Source organism: Metamycoplasma auris 15026, from assembly GCF_000367765.1.
GTDB lineage: Bacteria > Bacillota_I > Bacilli_A > Mycoplasmatales > Metamycoplasmataceae > Metamycoplasma > Metamycoplasma auris_A.
Genome location: NZ_AORI01000001.1, coordinates 1 through 20,394 on the forward strand (window position 1 = coordinate 1; position 20,394 = coordinate 20,394).

At 26.6% G+C, this 20,394-nt stretch carries 14 protein-coding genes; 4 read left to right on the forward strand and 10 right to left on the reverse strand.

All coding sequences use genetic code 4. The features are described 5' to 3' along the window. Both MAU_RS03595 and MAU_RS00010 read left to right on the forward strand, forming a co-directional pair. Window positions 1-919 (forward strand): hypothetical protein (locus MAU_RS03595; protein ID WP_040543733.1); only part of this gene is annotated, 919 nt, incomplete at its 5' end. 421 nt (window positions 920-1,340) lie between these two features. Then, window positions 1,341-3,005 carry an APC family permease gene (locus MAU_RS00010; protein ID WP_004422975.1) on the forward strand — a complete coding sequence of 555 codons (1,665 nt, stop codon included), beginning with the start codon at window positions 1,341-1,343 and terminating at the stop codon, window positions 3,003-3,005. A gap of 115 nt (window positions 3,006-3,120) precedes the next feature. Here the strand turns inward: MAU_RS00010 and MAU_RS00015 are convergent, their stop codons facing one another. The 4 genes from MAU_RS00015 to MAU_RS00030 form a co-directional block, all read right to left on the reverse strand. Continuing rightward, window positions 3,121-4,161: a zinc-dependent alcohol dehydrogenase gene (locus MAU_RS00015; protein WP_004422979.1), complete on the reverse strand. Its 1,041-nt coding sequence runs from the start codon at window positions 4,159-4,161 to the stop codon at window positions 3,121-3,123. A gap of 345 nt (window positions 4,162-4,506) precedes the next feature. Then, window positions 4,507-6,933 carry a DEAD/DEAH box helicase family protein gene (locus MAU_RS00020; RefSeq protein WP_004422981.1) on the reverse strand — a complete coding sequence of 809 codons (2,427 nt, stop codon included), beginning with the start codon at window positions 6,931-6,933 and terminating at the stop codon, window positions 4,507-4,509. Further along, window positions 6,920-8,632, reverse strand: a complete 1,713-nt coding sequence (locus tag MAU_RS00025) for a site-specific DNA-methyltransferase (RefSeq protein ID WP_238543378.1) — start codon at window positions 8,630-8,632, stop codon at window positions 6,920-6,922. Before MAU_RS00025 ends, MAU_RS00020 begins: the two co-directional genes overlap by 14 nt. A gap of 996 nt (window positions 8,633-9,628) precedes the next feature. Continuing rightward, the gene (locus MAU_RS00030) at window positions 9,629-10,321 is read right to left on the reverse strand and encodes a pseudouridine synthase (protein WP_004422985.1); all 693 of its coding nucleotides are present in this window, start codon (window positions 10,319-10,321) and stop codon (window positions 9,629-9,631) included. A gap of 247 nt (window positions 10,322-10,568) precedes the next feature. On the opposite strand from MAU_RS00030, the gene MAU_RS00035 reads away from it, so the two are divergent. Further along, window positions 10,569-11,285 carry an ABC transporter ATP-binding protein gene (locus tag MAU_RS00035; RefSeq protein WP_004422987.1) on the forward strand — a complete coding sequence of 239 codons (717 nt, stop codon included), beginning with the start codon at window positions 10,569-10,571 and terminating at the stop codon, window positions 11,283-11,285. A 155-nt stretch (window positions 11,286-11,440) separates the two neighbouring features. After that, on the forward strand, window positions 11,441-12,037 hold the full coding sequence (locus MAU_RS00040; protein ID WP_004422988.1) for an ABC transporter permease: 597 nt from the start codon (window positions 11,441-11,443) through the stop codon (window positions 12,035-12,037). A gap of 82 nt (window positions 12,038-12,119) precedes the next feature. Here the strand turns inward: MAU_RS00040 and MAU_RS00045 are convergent, their stop codons facing one another. The 6 genes from MAU_RS00045 to dnaK all read right to left on the reverse strand — a co-directional run bounded on the left by MAU_RS00045 (window position 12,120) and on the right by dnaK (window position 20,103). Continuing rightward, window positions 12,120-13,013, reverse strand: coding sequence for an aromatic motif membrane protein (locus MAU_RS00045; RefSeq protein WP_193741203.1), 894 nt, complete (start codon window positions 13,011-13,013; stop codon window positions 12,120-12,122). A gap of 16 nt (window positions 13,014-13,029) precedes the next feature. Then, window positions 13,030-13,962 carry an aromatic motif membrane protein gene (locus MAU_RS00050; protein WP_004422993.1) on the reverse strand — a complete coding sequence of 311 codons (933 nt, stop codon included), beginning with the start codon at window positions 13,960-13,962 and terminating at the stop codon, window positions 13,030-13,032. Next, window positions 13,952-15,523, reverse strand: a complete 1,572-nt coding sequence (locus tag MAU_RS00055; protein WP_004423010.1) for an aromatic motif membrane protein — start codon at window positions 15,521-15,523, stop codon at window positions 13,952-13,954. The genes MAU_RS00050 and MAU_RS00055 overlap by 11 nt, the downstream gene beginning before the upstream one ends. Then, window positions 15,495-16,205: an ABC transporter ATP-binding protein gene (locus tag MAU_RS00060; RefSeq protein ID WP_004423012.1), complete on the reverse strand. Its 711-nt coding sequence runs from the start codon at window positions 16,203-16,205 to the stop codon at window positions 15,495-15,497. Before MAU_RS00060 ends, MAU_RS00055 begins: the two co-directional genes overlap by 29 nt. Then, entirely contained in the window at window positions 16,205-18,097 is a 1,893-nt protein-coding gene (locus MAU_RS00065) for an ABC transporter permease (protein WP_004423014.1), read from the reverse strand. Before MAU_RS00065 ends, MAU_RS00060 begins: the two co-directional genes overlap by 1 nt. Window positions 18,098-18,312: 215 nt before the next feature. Further along, the gene (gene dnaK / locus MAU_RS00070) at window positions 18,313-20,103 is read right to left on the reverse strand and encodes a molecular chaperone DnaK (protein WP_004423015.1); all 1,791 of its coding nucleotides are present in this window, start codon (window positions 20,101-20,103) and stop codon (window positions 18,313-18,315) included. Window positions 20,104-20,394 lie beyond the last annotated feature (291 nt).

The window sequence follows — 20,394 nt, forward strand, 5'->3', positions numbered from 1 at the left end:
TGAATCACTAAAAGATGCTAGTGAAGAAATTAATGCATATGCTGAAAAAATAAGTTACACAGATACACTAGCAAACTTAGGTATATCAATAAACTCTAAAAGAAATGAAATAAGTAGAAAATTAGAAGCACTAAAAAAAGAATTAATGTCATTAAAATCTGGGGAAGAGTCAAAAATAAAAGAAATTGATGAAAAATTTAAAAATGACACTGAAGAGATCAATCATTTATTAGAATCGGAAAGAAAAGAAAAAATTGAAGTTAAAAAATTACTAACTCAATTTTCTAATGGCTTAAAAGATTTTGATAAATATATCTTATATGAAACTGGAAAAACAAAAGAATCATACGAAACATATTTAAACAATATTATAGATACTTCTGAAGAAATTGAAATTATAGATTCAACAATTGAAAAACTTTCTAAATTTAAGGAAGAAAATGAAAGAAAAAGAAACATTTCAATTAGTAATATCAAGAACTCCTTAAATAAAAAAGAAAAAGAAACTAGCGAAGCTTCCACAACTTTAGATATACTAAATAAAGAATATAATAGAGTAGATGCTGAAATAAGAAAAGAAAACAAAGATTACAATAAAAGTAAAAGTCAAAGTCTTATAAATCTATATACTAAAAATCTAAAAGACATTCAAGGTTCATTATGAGAACTTGAAACTGAATTAGCTTCTTTAATTAGTTACCAAAACAAATTACAAGAAGAAAAAACTGCCTTAGATAAAGAAAACCAAGAAATTGATAAACAACTAGAAAAACTAAATGAAAAAGCAGAAGCAATTAGTGAACTAGAAGAAGAGTATGAAGAAGAAATTCTATCTTTAGAAAAAAAAGCTTATGCATCTGAAAAACTTTTAGTTTCCTACAAAGACAAAATTGAAGAAGCTCTAAAAAATCTTAAATAATCTACTAATATATAAAAATAGACTTAAGGAAATTTGCTTACTATAAGCAGCCCTAAAGTCTATTTTTATATCTTAAAAAAGTTTGCTTATTTCAAAATTCTTCTTAGTCAGTTTATATCTTAGTTTTTACATCTCTAGAATCTAATCAAAATAAGATCTTTCTAAAGACTTTAATTAACAAATTAAAAAACACTCAAGAGTATTGATTTATCTTTCCAATAATTATTCAATATTACTGAATATTCCTTAATATTAATATAAATATACTTATAAACTTATTCAATTTAAAGCATTATATATTTAATAAATTATAATTTAAATTGGATACATCTACTTAATGCTTTTGCTATAAGTATTATAGCCTTGAATCTTGGTGTATCTAATTCAAAAATTTTATTTAATTTATCTGAAAGGAAATATCATGGCCGACGAACAAATGGTTGTTACATCGAGCCCAACAAAGAAAATTGGGTTCTTTGCAGCAATCCTTGTTGTTATTGGTTCAACAATCGGTGTTGGTATATTTCTACGGGCAAAATCAGTTTTAGAAAACTCGGCTGGAAATATATTATGAGCTATCCTAGTGTGACTAATAGCTGGTTTTGCTGTTATTACTCTAGCACTAGCATTAGTAGAAGTAGCATCTGGGCGTAATGACAACTTAGGTATGATTGGTTGAAGTAAGGCATTCAACACTTTAGCTATTTATAAAGCTAATAAGTTCTTCATGACTTACTTATATTTACCACTTACATACTTCTTTATGCCTTACTATGTTATAGTTCAATTCCAAGATGGACTTGACGGATTTGGCGTAACTCCTAACTTCGGCGCAGCAGCTCCTGCAGCACCTTGAATTTACTTTGGAATTGGTTTAGCAATGACAGTTTGAATGTTATTCTCAGCTGGTCTAAGTGGACGTGCTGGTAACATTCAAAACATCATTATAACCTCATTTAAGTTCATTCCTTTAGTAGCTATTGTTATTATAGGTTTCATTTTCTTTGGTCTACGTGTTCAAACACATGACAAAGAATTTTGAAAAGCAGTTAAAGCTACTGACCTATTTAATAGTAAATCTACATCATTCTTAGGTTTAACACCATTCTTAGGAATTTTTGGTTCATTTGCTGGTATCTTCTTTGCTTTTGATGGATTCTATGTATCTGCAGGTATCCAATCAGAAATGAAGAACCCAGAAAAAACACCTGCTGTTTTAGTAGTAGGTCTATTCTCAATCACAGCTATTTACATCATCATTGCATTAGCAATGTCACTTGGTGCTAAAACTGGTGGATTCTATGACTATGGAGGTCTATTAAAACAAAAAGGTCACGGATGAGCATTTGGTGTAATTAACATTTGCATTGCTATTGGGGTACTTGGAGTTCTTAACGGATTCTCAATGTGATGTACACGTTTCGTTGAAGACTTAGTTAAGGAAGGTGAAATTTATCTTCCAGTTAAGGCTTATAGATACATGAAAAATAGCAAGATGCCAATTGTTGGTGCTCTATTCTCATTAATTCTATCTGTTCCTTTAGCATTAGTTCTAACAATTATTGGAGCTTATGCTTACACACAAACTACTTGAAAAGATGTAGATGGAACTTATGGTAAGCACATGAGTGCTCTACTATCATTCTCAGACCTAATGGCTGACTGAATGGCTCTATTCTCCTTTGCATTTATCGTAATGGCTGTAGTTGGTGTTATCGAAAATAGAAAGAAAAACTTCATTGAAGTTGAAAAGAATAAACACACCTTGTGAGCTGGATACATTGCAATCATCATGGTTATGGGAACATTACTATTCAAGATGATTGACCCATTCATTTCCTTAGGATTATCAATTGCTCAAAAATCAAATTCTGACATAATCGGTTATGCAGCAACTTCTGGACTATTCATTGCTTATGTAATCTTTATGTTCGGAGCAACTCCTATTGAAAAAATTCTTGCTCTAAAAAGAAAACAAAGACTTGACGCTATCATTGAAGATAACTATGCACCAGCTATAGCTGACGTTAATGAAGCTAAAGAATTAAACGACCTAGTTTTACAAACATACGAAACTGCTCGTTAATTAAAATTTAAATTTTAATGACTAGATGCTTTAATTAGCATCTGGTTTTTTTATAAACTAATAAAAAAGAGCAAGAACTGCTCGTTTTTAATTGCTTAATAATAACTAATTAATCTTATTTATTAATTCTAAAGTCAATCACAGCTCTCCCAATTAATTCCCCTTTAGATAGCTTTTCAAAAACTTCCCCTATTTGCTCTAAGCTAATTACTTGGCCAACTTTAGATATTATACCTTTTTCACCTAATGCTAGTGCTTCTTTAGTATCTTGTCTTGTACCAACGACAGAACCTAATACTTGCTGTTCGCCTGAAATTGTAGCTAATATGGACAAAGGAAATTCAATTTTGTTATTTTTATCTTTCGGAGGTACTCCTACTAATACTTGTTTGCCAGCCCTACGTAAAATAGACATACCAAGTATAGCTGAGTTAGTTGCAACTGATGTATTAATTACTGCGTGCACACCACCATTTGTAATGCTTTTAATTTGCTCAACTAATGAGAAATAATTAGCATTAAATGTGTAATGTGCACCTTCATTTTTAGCTGATTCTAATTTCTTATTATTAATATCAATAGCAATAATATTTAGTCCCATTGCCTTAGCATATGCTATAGCAAAATGCCCTAGTCCACCAATGCCAATGATAGCAACATAATCACCTACTTTTAAATTAGCTTGCTTAAGTGCCTTGTAACTAGTTACTCCACCACATAATATAGGAGCCCCACCTAAAATATCTAAATTATTTGGTATAGGTAAAACATAATCTTCATTACCAATCGTATACTGAGCAAAAGTTCCTGGTTTAGTTAATGAAGTAACAACTCTAGAAGGACACAAAATTTCTTTGCCTCCTACACAATATTCACATTGGCCACATGCACTAAACATATAACCAATACCCACTCGATCCCCAACTTTTATTTTTTTGCAATTAGGGCCTATTTTTGTAACAATTCCTATTCCTTCATGGCCAGGCACCATTGGATATTTAGGTTGTCTAGGTCAATCATTATTAGCTATATGCAAATCTGTATGACATACACCGCTAGTTTCCAATTTAACTAAAACTTCATTATTTAGCGGTTTTGGTATATCAATTAGCTCAACACTATATTCTTTAGGTCCTTTTACTACGAAAGCTTTCATTTTATTCATCTTTAATCCAACCTTTATACTAACTATTAATAAATTATATTAGGTTATATTTCTTGATGCATGAATGTAGAAAAAATAGTCTTATTTTTTAAAATAAAAGAAAATTAAGCCTTCACAAGACAATAGGTTTAGACCAAACATAGAAAACTTGCGAAGCTATAAAATTGACGTGTTAAACAAAAAAGAATAAAAAAAACACAAGATATTGAAATATGTTCAAAATCTTGCTGATTTACTAGAACTATAGTACTAGATTAAAACCTATAAATAAAGCTTTTAACTTAAATTAAGAAGAAAAAACTATCAAGCAATTTTAGTTTGATAGTTTAAGATTATTTAGTTATTTAGAATTGATAATTTAAAAAAGTCTTTAAGTTTACCTATTCCGCTATTTTTAGCATTAAGTTCAATCGAGTTTAGTATATTATTAATTTCTTCATTGAAACTTGCTCCATAGTATTGGACATCATTTGTTTTGTTTTTATTAAGCTTTAAAAGTAGTAATGTAATATTAAAGTTATTATCTTCAAATAGATTGATTTCTTTTTTGTTTATGTATCGTTTATATGACTTGATTAGCATTTTAGTTTTCTTTTCATCAATGTCTTCAAGGCTTTTAATTTCAATATAAAAATCATGATATTTTTTTTCATCATTTTTATCAATAATTCTAAAAATAAAATCAGGATATGCTTTTAATATTTCATTATCACTATTGAAATATTCTAAAAAAATACCTTGAAAAACAGGGTTTTTGGTTCATACTTTGATTTTGTATTCATCAGTTAGTTCTATAACTTCATAATCTTTAAGTAAACTAATGAATTTCTCTTCAGTGGCTGAATCAAAGTATTGGTTATTTGCTAAGCCTTCTTCATTTTTGTTTAAATAAGCATATTCATTAAATGGTAAATTAATCATATGCTTTCTTAGATCATCTACAAAAAAATCAGTTCTTTCAGGTAGTAAATGGTTAGTTTTTATTTTGTAAACTGCTTTATTGGAATTTGTTTCTTTGTTAACTTTTGTATAAAAGATATCTTTGATTTGACTTAAATAGTTTTTAGCAATTATTAATCAAAATAGATTGATTGAAAAATCATCATAACCAAATGTATTTTGGCGTTTAAAATCATTGTATTTAAAGTTTTCAATAGCTTGAATTGTGCCACTAGAAAAATACATTTTGTTTTTGCTTAAGAAATTCTCTTTAAAAATTTCAAGATCGATGCTGTTGCTTATTTTATCAGTAACAACTTTCTTTTTGCCAAAGTGTTCGGTATAAATTGGGATATATCCATATTTTTGATATTCATTTTTATATTTTTCATACTCATCTTTTATTAAATTTATATCAAGAGTTCGTATAAGCTCATTAACATAATTTTCATTTTGAATCATTTTTTGGATTTCTTGCTTATCAATATATCCAACTTTGAAAGTTTCATTTTTATATTGATCCTTTAAAAAGATATTAATATGATTTTTCCTTGTTTCAGAAACATTTGAATAATAGTAATAATTAAAAGATATCGAATTTTGCTTAGCTTCTTCATTAGGATTTGGATTTCTTTTAATTCTGCCCAGAGTTTGAATACTTAATGAAGCAGATGAAACATTACGTAGTTGCACTAGCATACAAGCACGCGGAATATTTCAACCAGTAGCTGGACCTAATTTAAAAATAACGACATCAACATCACTACTATTTTTAGAAATTGCATTCAATGAATAAGAATTAAGTCTTATATTTGAATCAATATCATCTTCCCCAAAATACTTTACATAATTAAGATTATGAGCCTTAAGAACCTCAAGGATTTCATTAATGTTAGCATCAAATATTTCTTTATTTGATGCATCTTTATTATTAACTTGAATTAACATTGCAGGATTGATATTTTTTAGCGTTGGTTCTTTATCTACATCTGCATATCTATCTTTAATGAATTTAAACTTTTTACAAGCAACTTCTAAAATTTGTTTATTTGTAATTGTTTCTTCTTGAATTTCATCTAGTTTTTCGTTGTATATTCCATTTTTTTTAAGTAAAAGAATGTCATCTTCTTTAAGATCATTTTCAGTTAATGAAATAAGTTCATTATGTCCTTTAGGAGTTGCTGTCATTTTAATAATAAAATGGGCATTTTTTTGAAAAGCAACTTCATAATGTACAGATGCATCTTTTGTTTTGGCTAGTAACTTATCAATATTAGCATTTGAGTCAAGATCAAGAAACTTTATTTTCTTTTCATCAATTTCACCACCAAGGTGTGCTTCATCCCGAATATAAACCAATTTGAATTCTTCATTTTCAATTTGAGATAAAAATGAATCAATTATTCCTTCTTCACTAAAAATTCTTTTTTGTCCAAATGATTGATTACCAAAAATAAGTATTTTATTTTGTTTAGCAAGAATTTGGTAGTGACGGTCTTTGTCTTTGTTAAATTTTTTAGATTTATCACTTGAAGAAGGGGAAGTTATATGTTCAATTTCAAGATCTTTATTGATTAAATATTGTTTATATTCCAAGAAATTAAAATGCATTTGCTTAGGTAATTTTGCGGCTGAAAGCGTTATTATGACAAAGCAAAATTTTTCATGTGGATTTTGCTGAATTAGTTTGTCAATAACATTTAAAATCATAAATGTTTTTCCAGAACCAGTTGGGGCTTGAAATTCAATAATCTTCTTATTTTCAATGTCATATTTCGAAACAATCTTTTCAACTACTTTATTTTGTGAATTAGTTAGTTGCATCATCTTTATCCTTTGAAATAGGTTTTAGGGCATTTAGATTTCTTAGTATTTCAAGATTATTTAATTCAATATTTTTAATGTCAAAGTCTTGTAACTCTTTTATAAAAGTTTTTTTGATTTTTTCATTATCATCAGCATTGCTAAATATTGAGCTATCAAAATATTCAATTTCAAATACATTAAGATTTGAATCATATGGATTGTTTTTCTTAATTCATTTAAAATTTGAGTCGCCATTAGTGCCAAGGCCTTTGTTTATGCGATGTAATCTTTCATAGCAAATGTCTTTACCAATATTATTTTCATTATTTGTTACAAGAGTATAACTTCTATTTCCACCATCTTGTTTATTAAGTTCCATTACTGCATGACCTGTAGTTCCTGAACCTGCATAGAAATCTAAAACTCTAGCGTTTCTCTTCGGATTTAAATTTATTAAAAATTTCAATAATTGCAAGGGTTTAGGAGTTTCAAAATCTGTATTATTTAATATTGATATTAAAAGTTGTGTTCCGTGTGTTGTTGTGCATTCATTATATATATTTGAAAAATTATTACCTTTTTCACGTGAAACAATATCATACGAATTATTCTCATTTTTTGAAACAATAACTTTTTCATAAACTTTTTTAATAGCTTTTCATACTAATTGGCCATCTTTTTTTATTTGTTTAAATTCAATAAATCCATTTTTGTTTAAAAAATCAAATAATTGTTTACCCGGCAGATAAACATATGATTTAGGTTTCTTTATGTTTCTATAATTTTTAAAAAATGTTCCATCAGGTGCTTCTATTAAATAATCTCCACCTTCAGTATATTTAAATTTACTTTTAGATGATCTATGGTCTATGTCCTCTAATTTATAAAAACCTCTTTCATTATAGTATTCATCTTTAAGTGTATACTCTGCGCTATCTACTTCTTTCTTATTTCATTTCACTTTATCTTTGTTTTTTGAATAAACTAATATGAATTCAGTCTCTATATCTATGTTGGCTTTGCCAGCTCCACCTCCTGTATTTTTCTTTTGTCAAATTATATTTGCTACAAAATTTTCTTCCCCAAAAATTTCATCCATTAAAACTTTTAAATAGGCTTGTTCGCTATCATCAATTGAAACAAAAATTACACCATCTTCCTTTAGAAGTTGGCGAGCCATTATAAGTCTTTCATTTAGCATATTTAGTCAGCCAGTGCGACTAAATTTGTCACGGTATATAAATTTAGAAGCGCTTACATCATCTTTTTCACTAAGGTTATTACCATCAGTTCTTGAAGATTCAGTATTATATGGAGGATCAATATAGATTACATCAAACTTAGAAGAAGTTTGCTCTCTCTCTCTCTCTCTCTCAATTACTAATAAATTCTTAAGTGCATCATAGTTTTCTCCTATGATTAAGTAATTTTGGTTAGGATCCATAAAATTACCAAATGATAAGCTATCATTCTTCTTAAGTAAAGCTATTTGTTTTGCATCAACACTTGGTGCAACATCAAAAACAAATCCTAGTTTGATTCTTTTAATCAAAAATTGGTAAACATTTTGTAAATTTTTATCATTATCATCAAATTTACCAAGTATTAATTTGATAAGGTCTTTTTGATCTCCATTTAATTCGTTTGTAAGTTTTAGCTCTTCTGCTTTTTTTAGATATTCTTCTTTTAAGCTACTCATTCTATTTTTTTTCTCCATATGCTTTTTAATCTAATATTTATTATATAAAAAAGCTAGATATTATATGGGTTTGTTTATTGTAATTTTTAATTTTATTCTTACATTATAGTTTGGGGAAATAAAACATAATATGTTAGGATTGTTTTAGAAACATATATCCTTGTTATTAAGCAGATTATAGTATGTTTCTAACTAAGCTTAGGTGTCTTCCCTCTTAGAAAACAAAAGAAAAAATATATACTATAATACAAATGTTCTTAAAAGAACTACATTGACAGTCTAGTTCTAGCTGACCCTCCTACCATTTGAGATGGTGAAACAAGGAGACAGAACTACTATAAACTATTATGTCTATAGTTTTTTTAACTTTTAAAGTCAATAAATTATTTATAGTAAACTATATATCCTTATATATTAGGATGCTTCTATTAAAACAAGTAAGAAAATATAATAGAAGCAAAAAATGTATTTTATAATGGTTACATATAAACATAGTTTTCTTGTTTATTAATGGATTAGTTTCAGCCATCATTTGGTCTTGTATCCAGGTTAAAAAAAGAAACAAATGTAGGTTTAATTACCTACATTTTTTTATTAATTTTAGAATTTGTATAATTGCAAATAATAATCTTGGTTTTACAGAGTTATATACGATTTGTAATAATAAAAATGTTTATATATTTACCAAAGATTAATAAAGAAAATAACCAATTGAAAAAAGGAAGATTAGCAATATCTTGGAAGCATAAAATACATTCTCAAGTTAAAAAAATTATTGGTATATAGTGTCTAAAACAGAAATTTTTTTACAATTTTTTCAGTCTTTTTATCAAAGATTGAAAAATTAAGGGTAATATTGCCCTTTTTATTTCGTCTGCATAAAAATTAGGAACTCTATTCTTAATTAGTAAATAACAAAAAAGAACAAATTAACTAGTAAGTTTAATTATCTAAATCTATCTAAAATTTTAAAAAATGACCAACAAAAACTAATTAAATCTTAATTTTAACCTTTTAATTAAAAACTTCCATTAACTCTTCTTTTGATATCTTTCTTAATTGCCCTAATTCAAGATTTTCTAAACTTAGGTTTCCAATTTTTATTCTTTTTAAATATGTAACATTAAATCCAAAGAATTTAAGCATTTGCTTTACTTGATGAAATTTCCCTTCATAAATACTTAAATAGCCACTTGATTCATTAATGAATTCAAATTTGTATTTTGTAACCAAATAATCATTTTCAATTTTGATAACTGAAGGATAGTGTTTTTTTATTTTGTCATCAAAAATACTATCAATTTCAAAATAATATTTCTTTTCAATTTGAAATTTTGAATTCATAATTTGATGCCCAACTTTGCCATCATTACTAATAATAAGAAGCCCTTCAGTATCTTTATCTAGTCTTCCATAAGCAAAGAATTTCTTTCTATCTAAAGGTAAAATATCAAAAATAGTTTGGTTTTTAGTATCAAAATTAGAAGTGATGTAGCCAGAAGGTTTGTTAAAAAGATAATAACTATAAGCTTCATAGCTAACAATTTCATTATCTATTTTTATGATGTCAACCTCAGGGTTTACTAAGATAGGTTTATCTATTATTTCATCATTAATTGAAATTCGTTTTTGTCTAATGATTTTCTTTACTTTTAATCTTGAAATACCTAAAAATAAGGCAATAATCTTTTCAATTCTAATTTTCATTTTTAAATTCCTTATGATATACAAAAAGAAACATTTTAAATTATTTTAACATTTTAATTAGATAATCCAATTATTGTTTAATTTAGGTTAAAAGTGTTTTTTAGGCCTATTTTATTTTTAATTTTAGAAAAGTTTTTTGCTTGCAAAAAAAAGTTTTTAGAAGTTTTTAAGGACTAACAAAACTTTAATTTACTTTTATTTTTTTAGGACTACAATATATAAATAGAAAAGAAGGTTTGTTAATATTATGAGTTTAATTGAGATTAAAAATGTAACGAAAAAATATGGCAACAAACTGGTATTAGGTCCAATTAATTTAAGTATAAAAAAAGGAACTAGTGTTGCTATTTTTGGTGCCAATGGTGCTGGTAAATCAACATTAGTTGAAATTATTGCTAACACAAAAAATCCAACAACAGGCGAAGTTATTTATGCTTTTCCAAAAGAAAAAATTCCATATAAAATTGGAATTAGTTTTCAATCCCAAGTTTATCCAAATTTTATTAATGTCAAAGAATTAATAAAATTCTATCAAACACTATATAAAGGTATTATTGACAAAGAATATTTCAATCAAATGATTGAAAAATTCAATCTTAAAGAACTTTTTAAACAAAAAATTAATGCTCTTTCAGGCGGTCAGCGCCAAAGACTTAATTTATTTGTTTCTTTGTTCAATAATCCTGAAATTTATATTGGTGATGAAATTACAACAGGACTTGATGTCGAAAATCAACTTGAAATTATCAATCTTTTAAAACAAGAAATAAAAAATAAGGGGATGACTTTAATTTTAGTTAGTCATAATCTTAATGAAATTAAAGAATTATGCGAAAGAGTAATTTTCTTAGATCATGGACAAATAATTGATGATACAAGTGTGCAAGATATTCTTAAGCAAAATGAAACACTTCTAGATTACTATTTAAAAAAGATTAATTCTAATAAAAAAGAAGGTAAATAAGATGTTAAGACAATTCAAAGCAATGTATGGCTTACTTTTTAACTATTGAAGAAAATCATTTCATAATGTCTTTTTTGCTTTTATTTTTCCCATTATGTTTTTATTAATTCTAAGTGCGATTCCAACATTTTCAATCAAAAACTTAGTTCCCAGGCATGATTGCTTCAGCAGCTCCTGTTGTAGGCATTGTTTCACTTGCTATGTCTTTTAGCGATCTAAAAGAAACCATTATTTATAAGCGTATCTCTTTACTTCCTTTAAAACCTTGAATTTTTGTTGCAAGCATTATTTCATTTTATACAATTCTAATTTGACTTAGTGGGCTTTGAATTTTTCTTTTTTCTTTAATTTGATATAAACAACTGCCCCTTGTTACAATCAATTTTGGTTACATAATTCTTGGCATGATATTTCTTTCTATAATTTGTTCTTCTCTTGGCCTAATTGTTGCAACTATCACTAAGGATTACAAGAGTGCAAATGCAATTTCAATGCTTTTTTATTTACCACCTGCTTTTATATCAGGAATGTATTTACCAATTAGTATCATTATAAAATCAGAAGCTCTAAGAATCATTGCTATAACAATGCCATTTAGTTATCCTGTAAGCTTAATTAATTATGGATGAAATAGCAAGCAATCTTTATTATTTAACCAACCTATTTATGTATTTATTTTAATATCTTTAGGAATTGCTATTTTATTTGTTAGTTTAGCAATTATTACTTTTAAATTTCGCAAGAAAAATTAAAATTTCATTCTAAAAAAGCAACAAAAAAACTAGAAAATAAACAATTATTCTTCTAGTTTTTTATTTTATTTTTTTGCCTAACTTAAGATTTAGATGCTTCTTTGTTATCAATATCAACAATGGTATAACGTAATGGTTCACCCCCAAAAGTTTCATCAAAAAGAATTTTTTCAGCGCTGCCTTCTCTTTTATTACCATCCTTGCTTAGAACACCTTCACCCTTTTTTAAAACAGATACATATCTACCTAAATCAAAATCATCTTTAATTCTTTTTTCATTATTAAATAAATCAGGATAGATATATGAATATCTAAAAATTGTTGTTGATATTTTTTTAGTTTTTTTATCCTTTTTAAGATCGGCTTTGAAAATAATTCCTTCTTTGGTAATGAAATGCACTTCTTTAATTCAGTCATTATAAGTATCAGGTTTATTATTTCAAACTGCATAACTATAAATTTGATTTGTTTTTGGACGGTTGAAAGCACCTAGTTTTTGGGCATTTTTTTGGAGGTCTTCATTTAGATGATCAAATTCCCCTTTAAAGCCATTAAATACTTCATAGTTAATGAAAGTAAAGCGGTCTAAGTTAAATAAGAATCAAAGCCAATCCTCTGTAAAAAGCTTATCCAATTTTGAAGAAAATTCCTCATAGACAACATTATCTGTTACATGATGAGACAAAGCGACTGCATTTGTATAATACAAAGCTTCTTTGATTTCATTAAGATAAGCTTCGTCACGTTTTTTTTGGCTTTCAATATATTTATCTCTTTCTTCTTTATTTTCGAAGTTTAATCTTAAAAGCAAATCAATATATTCATATTTTAAAAATGTATTTCAGTTTGTTTCCTTATTATTCTTTGCTTCTTCTTTTTGTGATTTATTAATATTTATATCTGCATTATTTTTATTTATATTTTCCTTAGTAACACATGAAAGAGAAACCAAAGGTAAGAAAGTTAGAAACGGCATTATAACTAAGAATTTTTTATTCCATCTTTTTTTCTTTATTATATGCATTTCAAACCTCCTTGTCAATTAAAATACCTAATGCTGGAAAACCATTATTGTGCACCAAAACTTTTTCGAAACTATCATATCCAGCCTTATCCCCATGAATTACTCCTTGGTGAATGGCATCTGAAAGAATTTTTATTGAAACATCTTTTTTTCTTGCACCAGCTTGTTCATTTCTTGGTGGAAAATAAATAAATTTATCAAAACTTAATTCAGTATTGTCTTTATTTTTTGAAACTAAAATACGCATTAAGAAATCAGATTTTGATAAATAGAAAACATATCTACTTGATTCTTTAGATTCATCGCCTTCTTGAAAATGTATAAAATGGTTATTTTGAAATACTTTTTCTTTTGGTTCATACTCTTCATTTAATTGTTTTATTTTGTCAAGGAATTCTTTACTGTGTGTTGCATATTTTTGGCCATTTTTTCCTTCCTTAGTTGGAAGAGTTCACCAAGTTTCATAAGTTCAAACTGTTTCTTTTAGATTTTGAATGATATATAACCAATTTTTTGCATAAAAATCTTCTAGTTCTTTTTTTGCTTTTTTAGTTTCAATTTGCTCTTTATCTTTATTCTTGCTATCTTTATTTTTTGCTTCAAGAAACTTTTTTGAAAGGTCTTTAAATTCTTTAGATATAGCTTCCTTATTTTCTTGACTTTTTTCAAAAATTACTCTTTTTTCTTCATTAGTTTTAAAAGTCTTTTTAATTAAACTATCAATAAAGTTTTTGGTTTTAACTTCTTCTAGATCCTGAGAACTTAAGGCAATATTAAATTTATCCTCAATTAATTTATTTACTTCTAATGGCAGTTTAGTTGTGATACATGACACTAAGAAATAACTTGGAAGTAAACTAAGTAAAGAACTAGCAATAATTAATTTATTTTTATTCTTCATCAATTAACCTCATAACATATTTATATATCTTAGAATCTTCTTTATTTATCTTAGTTAAAACTTCAAATAGAAATTGGTTATATTGTTCTTTTGCTTTGTAAGCCATATAGTGTTCATCATTGAAAGTGTTGATTATTGTTGTGTCATTTATTTTATTTAAGGTTTGTTTAAATACTTCATTTAGAAGCGATGAATAGTCTTTTTCAAACTGTCTTACTCTTTCGTTTGCTATTTCAGTTTCAAGGTTTTTTAGTTGCTTGTCTATATTTTTCTTATTTTCAAGCACTAATAAATTGGGAATTAATTCAACAACATTTTTTTCTTTGCCATTATCTTTAGTTGTATATTTTCAAAGTCTTAAAACCTTGTTTCCATCATAAACTAAATAAATTGCTTTTTTATTTTTATATCTATCTAGTTTTAATAAGGACTCTTTTATTTTCTTAATTACTTCATCTTTTGTAAAAATATAATCATCTTTTAGTTTACTAAAAGCAATTAGATCAGCTAGTTTAGCATTAATTTTTTGATAAATTGGTTCAATTTTTTGCTTTATTTCTTGAAGTTTTTTATCATCAACTTCTTTAGGTTTTTTGCCTCGCCCTGTTGGTATTAATTCTTGTAAAATTTCATTAAGTGTATCCTCTTGATCAGCTAGAAAGCCATCGTCTTCATTATTCAACTTTTTAATATAATCATTAAAGTTTTTAGAAGTTAAGTTTATTTCATCAGTCTTACTACTATTTTCTGGCTTTTTCTTTCATTCGTTGTGCTTCTTCTCATCTAGTTCAAGTTTTTCTAATATAACTTCCAATTTTGAAATTTTTTGAATAATACTTGCTCCACGAGAAAACTTTGACTTTAAGGTTTTTTCATCCTCATTATCCCAAGATAAAAGTTTTATTATCTTACTAATATCATTTGAATTAGATTCATTAACTAACTTATCAACATTAGACAAAAATTCTTTACTTAATTCAATGTTTGGAATATCAAATTCATAGATTTCTGGAATCTTATTTTTTATTTGTTGAATTAGAGATTGATTTTTGTTTCTTACTTTGATATATTCATCAATTTTTTTCTTATCAGATTCATCTAATAAATCACCATAAGGATGATAGATAAATTTGAATTTATTAATATTATCTAAGCTTCATAATCAATCTTTAGAAAGGGTATTTTTAATTGTTTCGTTAGCATCTCGAATTAAGATTTTAAATTCACCAGTTTCAATAGGATCACTAAAAACAAAAAGTGGTGCATAAATGAAAGCAAATTTTAGGTCATTAATTTTTGAGGTTGGAATATTTTTTTGTTGGGAGATATATAAATCTTTCTTTTCTTTGTTGTTAGAAGAAACAAAATCAAGAAGGGCATTAATTGAAGCAGCTTTTTCGATAGAAAAATCATTAATATTTTTGTTATTGTTTTGATTGGAAGAAGGTTTTGTGTTAGTGTTATTGTTTGCTGTATTTGGGTTTTTTTTGATGCAGCTTATTGTAAATAATGGCAAAGAAATAAAAGAGAAACTAGTTAGTATTTTTAATGATTTTTTCATAAAATAAATCTTCTAAAGATTGATTTTTTTTGCCATTATATAAAATATTTCCGTTATGAATTAAGGTCACAGAATTAACATATTTATCAATTTCAGCAAGAACATGAGAGCTTATAAAGATTGTGATTTTTTGTTCTAGATTTAGTTTTTTTAATAAGCTAAAAAGTTCATATCTAGCAGTAGGATCTAAGTTAGCTGCAGGTTCATCTAAAATTAAAAGTCTTGGATTGTGAATTAAAGCTTGAATTAAAAGGATTTTTTTCTTTTGACCAGAAGAGAAGTTATATGGTTTGTCATGAATTAGATTTTCAATGTTAAATAGCTTTAGATACTTATGAATTTTTTCTTTAATTTCTTCTTTTTTGATATTTGATAAGTAAGCTAGATTATATAAGTATTCATAAACACTTAGTTCTTTAGGAAAATCAGCAACTTCAGGAATATATCCGATAATTGCTTTTGCTTGGGCATTTTTTATATCAATATTATTAATTAGAATATTTCCTTCAAAATTTGTATAAGCCCCAATAATGCTTTTAATTGTTGTTGTTTTTCCAGCACCATTTTCACCTATAAAAGCATGAAAGTCGCCATCTTGGACACTGAAACTAATTTGGTTAACACCACGGTTTGTTTTCCCAAATAATTTTTTTAAATTGTTTACTTCTAAGATTGCACTCATTACTTATAATCCTTTCTTGTATACAATTTGAAAACACCAACGAATAATAAAGCAATAATGCCTAATCAAATTACAAAATAAATATTTTTATTAACAATTAATTTATCTCTTTTAATTGATTTTACTTCCGAGCTTTGGAATAAAAAGTTATTATCACTTTGATTTAATTTATATCTTTTAATAACTTTATTTTTGTTTTCTCCATTTTTTGGAGGTCTGACATTAATATCAGTATCATATGAACTATAGCCACCGATTTTGTAGTTATAACCGCTAACTTTTAGAGTAATTTGGTTATTACCAAATGTTGAATGAATAGGTTTTTTTAACATGGCATCTAATAGGGTTGTATTTTGGTAATTGAAATAAATGTAGTATAGAATACCAACTGCAAAATAGATTTTTCTTTCAAATTCAGTTGCAATTTTTTTATCTAAAATTGCTTTTTTATCAAAAATTGTCACTGAACTATCTTCTATTTTAGTAATTGGATTATCAGGATTATCAGCTCCACTTAGATAAACTGAAGAAGAAATTTTATCTAATAACAATTGATTAATTGCATCTAATTTAGCATTTTTAGATAATTTATTTAGTTTTAATTTCTTATCATTAATTTCTTTAATAATGTTTTTTTCAATGAAGTCTTTTGCTATTTCATTGAATTTTTTTGATCTTAATAGCTCATAAACATATTGTCATTTGATTTTACCTACAATATCAGGAGCATTTGATGTATATTCATCTTCAGGAAAATCAACGTCTTTATTTTCAGCATTTTCTCTTGCATAAATTAAATTTGTATCAATTACATTATCAATAACCGATTTTGCTTTTAAAATACCAGGAACTATGTAATTATCTTGAAGTTTCGTACTATCAAAATTTGATTTAGTTATGTATTTATTTAGAGAAACATTATTTGTTAATTTATATTTATAAGCAATATTGTCTAAGCCATTATAGTAAACATATTTATCTAAATTTGAAAATTTGTTTTTGGAAAGAGATTCAAAAACATTGTTATTTTTTGCATTAAAAATATCAATAAATTGGTAAGGAAGAGATAATCATGAATAAATTTGTCAATCACTAGAAGACTTATTAGCAATATTAACTATAGTTTCTAAGTATTTTTCTTGGCCACCTTCATTATTTTTTTGTCCTTTACTAAATTCTTTATTATTCACACCATTTGGAATAATAAATAATTCATCTTGATTATTGTTTAAATAAAATAATTCAGTATTGCTTACATTCCCTGAAAGATGATTGTTTTTTTCTTCATTTAAAAAATAAGCTGCATTATTGATATTACTTGTTGCGTTAGCTGAAATTAAAGAGCCTCCTAAAGCCAAAGGAATAAAAATTACAAGTGGAATTGTCATAGCAATTTTTTGGTTTAATTTATAACCAATCAATGCAACAAGAAGTCCAATTAACATATAAACATTTAGTCCTACATATAAAAATAAAAAGGAATAAATAAATAAGTTTGCAGGACTATAAATTCCATATAGTGAAATAAGGGAAGAAACTAATAAAATTAAAGACCAAATTAAACCATAGAAAAATAATGTTAATAGCTTACCTAAAATAAGATTTTTTCTTGTAATGGGTTTCGATAATCCAAGCAACTCAATGCCTTCTTTTTCCATGTCTTTAAATATATTTAAAGACTTAATGGAAGCAAAGATAACTGTTGTTATCATCAATCCTAAAATATATAAAAAAGAAGAAAGTTCTTTATAAATTTCAGGAACTACAAATTTAAAAAGAAAGCCAATAATAAAAGAAGCAATTAAAACCAAGGAAGGTAGAATTATTGAATTCTTTCTTTTTAAATTTGTATTAAAAGTAAAAATAGAATATTTTAAAACTGATACTTTCATATATTTAATAACCTTTCTATCACAAGAAATTTTAACATTTTTTTTATTATTATAGTTTTATTTTTTATGCAATTTTTTTATATCTCGTACTTTCTTAAAGAAGCTAAAAAATACTTAAAGTAAGAATGATTTTTCTTATTTTTAAATAACAAAAAATAGGATTGCATTTTTAGTAATGCTAAATCCTATTTTTAAATTTCAGTTTTTTAATCTTATTAATTTGTTTCGTTATCTTTTGAATCTTGGTTATCTTGATTTGGTGTTGGTTGTTGGTTTTTCATGAATTCCATAGCTTGAGCTAATTTTTGTTCAAATTCATTAATTTTCTTTTCTAATTCATCAAAATTCTTATCTTCAATTAACTTTTGAATTTCTTCTTTTTCTTTTTTAATTGATGCAAGTTGGGATTCATCTAATTTCTTAGCTTCATCAGATTCGATTGATTTATCAATTTGGTGAATGATTTGTTCAGCTCTTACTGTTAGTTCAACTTCACGACGTTTTTTCTTATCTGCTTCACGGTTTAGTTCAGCTTCTTGCACCATTTTTTCAACGTCTTCCTTTGAAAGGGCAGAGGTATTTTGAATAGTAATACTTTGTTCTTGGTTGGTTTTTTTGTCTTTAGCTGTTACTTTTGTAATTCCATTAACATCAATTGAGAAACTAACTTCAATTTGGGGAACTCCTCTTGGAGCTGGGGCAATACCACTTAAATCAAATCTTCCTAAGAATTTATTATCATGTGCCATTTGTCTTTCACCTTGGGTAACAACAATTGAAACAGAAGTTTGGTTATCTGCAGCAGTTGAAAAAATTTGACTTCTTGTTACTGGAATTGTTGTATTTCTTGGAATTAAAGGAGCTACAATATCACCCTCAACAACAATTCCTAAAGTTAAAGGAGTAACATCAAGTAATAGCACATCTTGAATATCACCAGCTAAAATAGCACCTTGAATAGCCGCTCCGACACTAACTACTTCATCAGGATTAATTGATTTATTTGGTTTTTTGCCTGTAATCTTAGCAACTAATTCTTGAACGATTGGCATTCTAGTTGAGCCTCCAACTAGAAGCACTTCTGTAATATCATTTCAACTTAATTTAGCTTGTTCTAGTGCATCCATTAAAGGTTTCTTTGTTCTTTCAAGTAAATCAGTTGTCATAGCTTCAAATTCGGATCTTTTTAACTCTAATTCCACATTAATTGGGCCATTTGCATTCATAGCTAAGAAAGGAAGTGAAATGTTAGCTACCATTGATTCAGATAAGGCAATTTTAGCTCTTTCAGCTTCTTCTTTTAATCTTGCCATTGCCATCTTATCATTTCTTGGATTAAAGTCATATTTAGCATTAATTTCTTTAATTAATCATTCAACAATCTTATTATCTCAGTCATCACCACCTAGATGGTTATCTCCTGAAGTAGACAGCACTTCAAAAGTTCCATTTTCCATTTCAAGAATTGAAACGTCAAATGTTCCTCCCCCTAAGTCAAATACTAAAATACGGTGGTTTTCATCTTTGGATTTATCAAGTCCAAATGCAAGCGCAGCTGCAGTTGGTTCATTGATAATTCTAACTACATCAAGACCAGCTATAATTCCTGCATTCTTTGTTGCTTCACGTTGGGCATTATCAAAATAAGCTGGTACTGTAATAACTGCTTTTTTAACAGGGCTGCCAATCTTTTTTTCTGCATAATCTTTCATATAAGAAAGAATCATTGCACTAATTTCTTCAGGTTTGTATTCTTTTTGGTTTGCTTTAATGGTAGAAGCACTACCCATTAATCTTTTAATTGAGGCAATACTATCTGGATTAGTTTCAAGTTGTCTTTTTGCATTTTCTCCAATAATTGTTTCATTATTTTTGAATGCAACAACAGATGGAGTGGTACGTTTTCCGTTAGGATTTTCTAAAACTTTTGGATTATTATTTTCAATAATAGAAACTACTGAGTTAGTTGTCCCTAAGTCAATACCTAAAATAATTTCTTTTGCCATATTTTCCCTTTTAATCTCCTTGTTTAATATATCTTAAAAAACATATTTCGAATTACTCTAATCTAAGTTCCAAAATTATTTTACCACACTTTTTAGCACATTACAAAAAAGAGTGCTAATTTTTTTATTTTATTTTTTTGGTTTAAGTTAGTGCTTTTTTTAGCTAAATTTCCTTAAAGAAAAAAGCATTTTAAAAACTTAAGAAAGATAAAAGTTAAAAAATATGGTACTCAAATAATTTAAATATCATCAAAAATAAGGAAATTTTAAATCTTAATCTTTATAATTAGT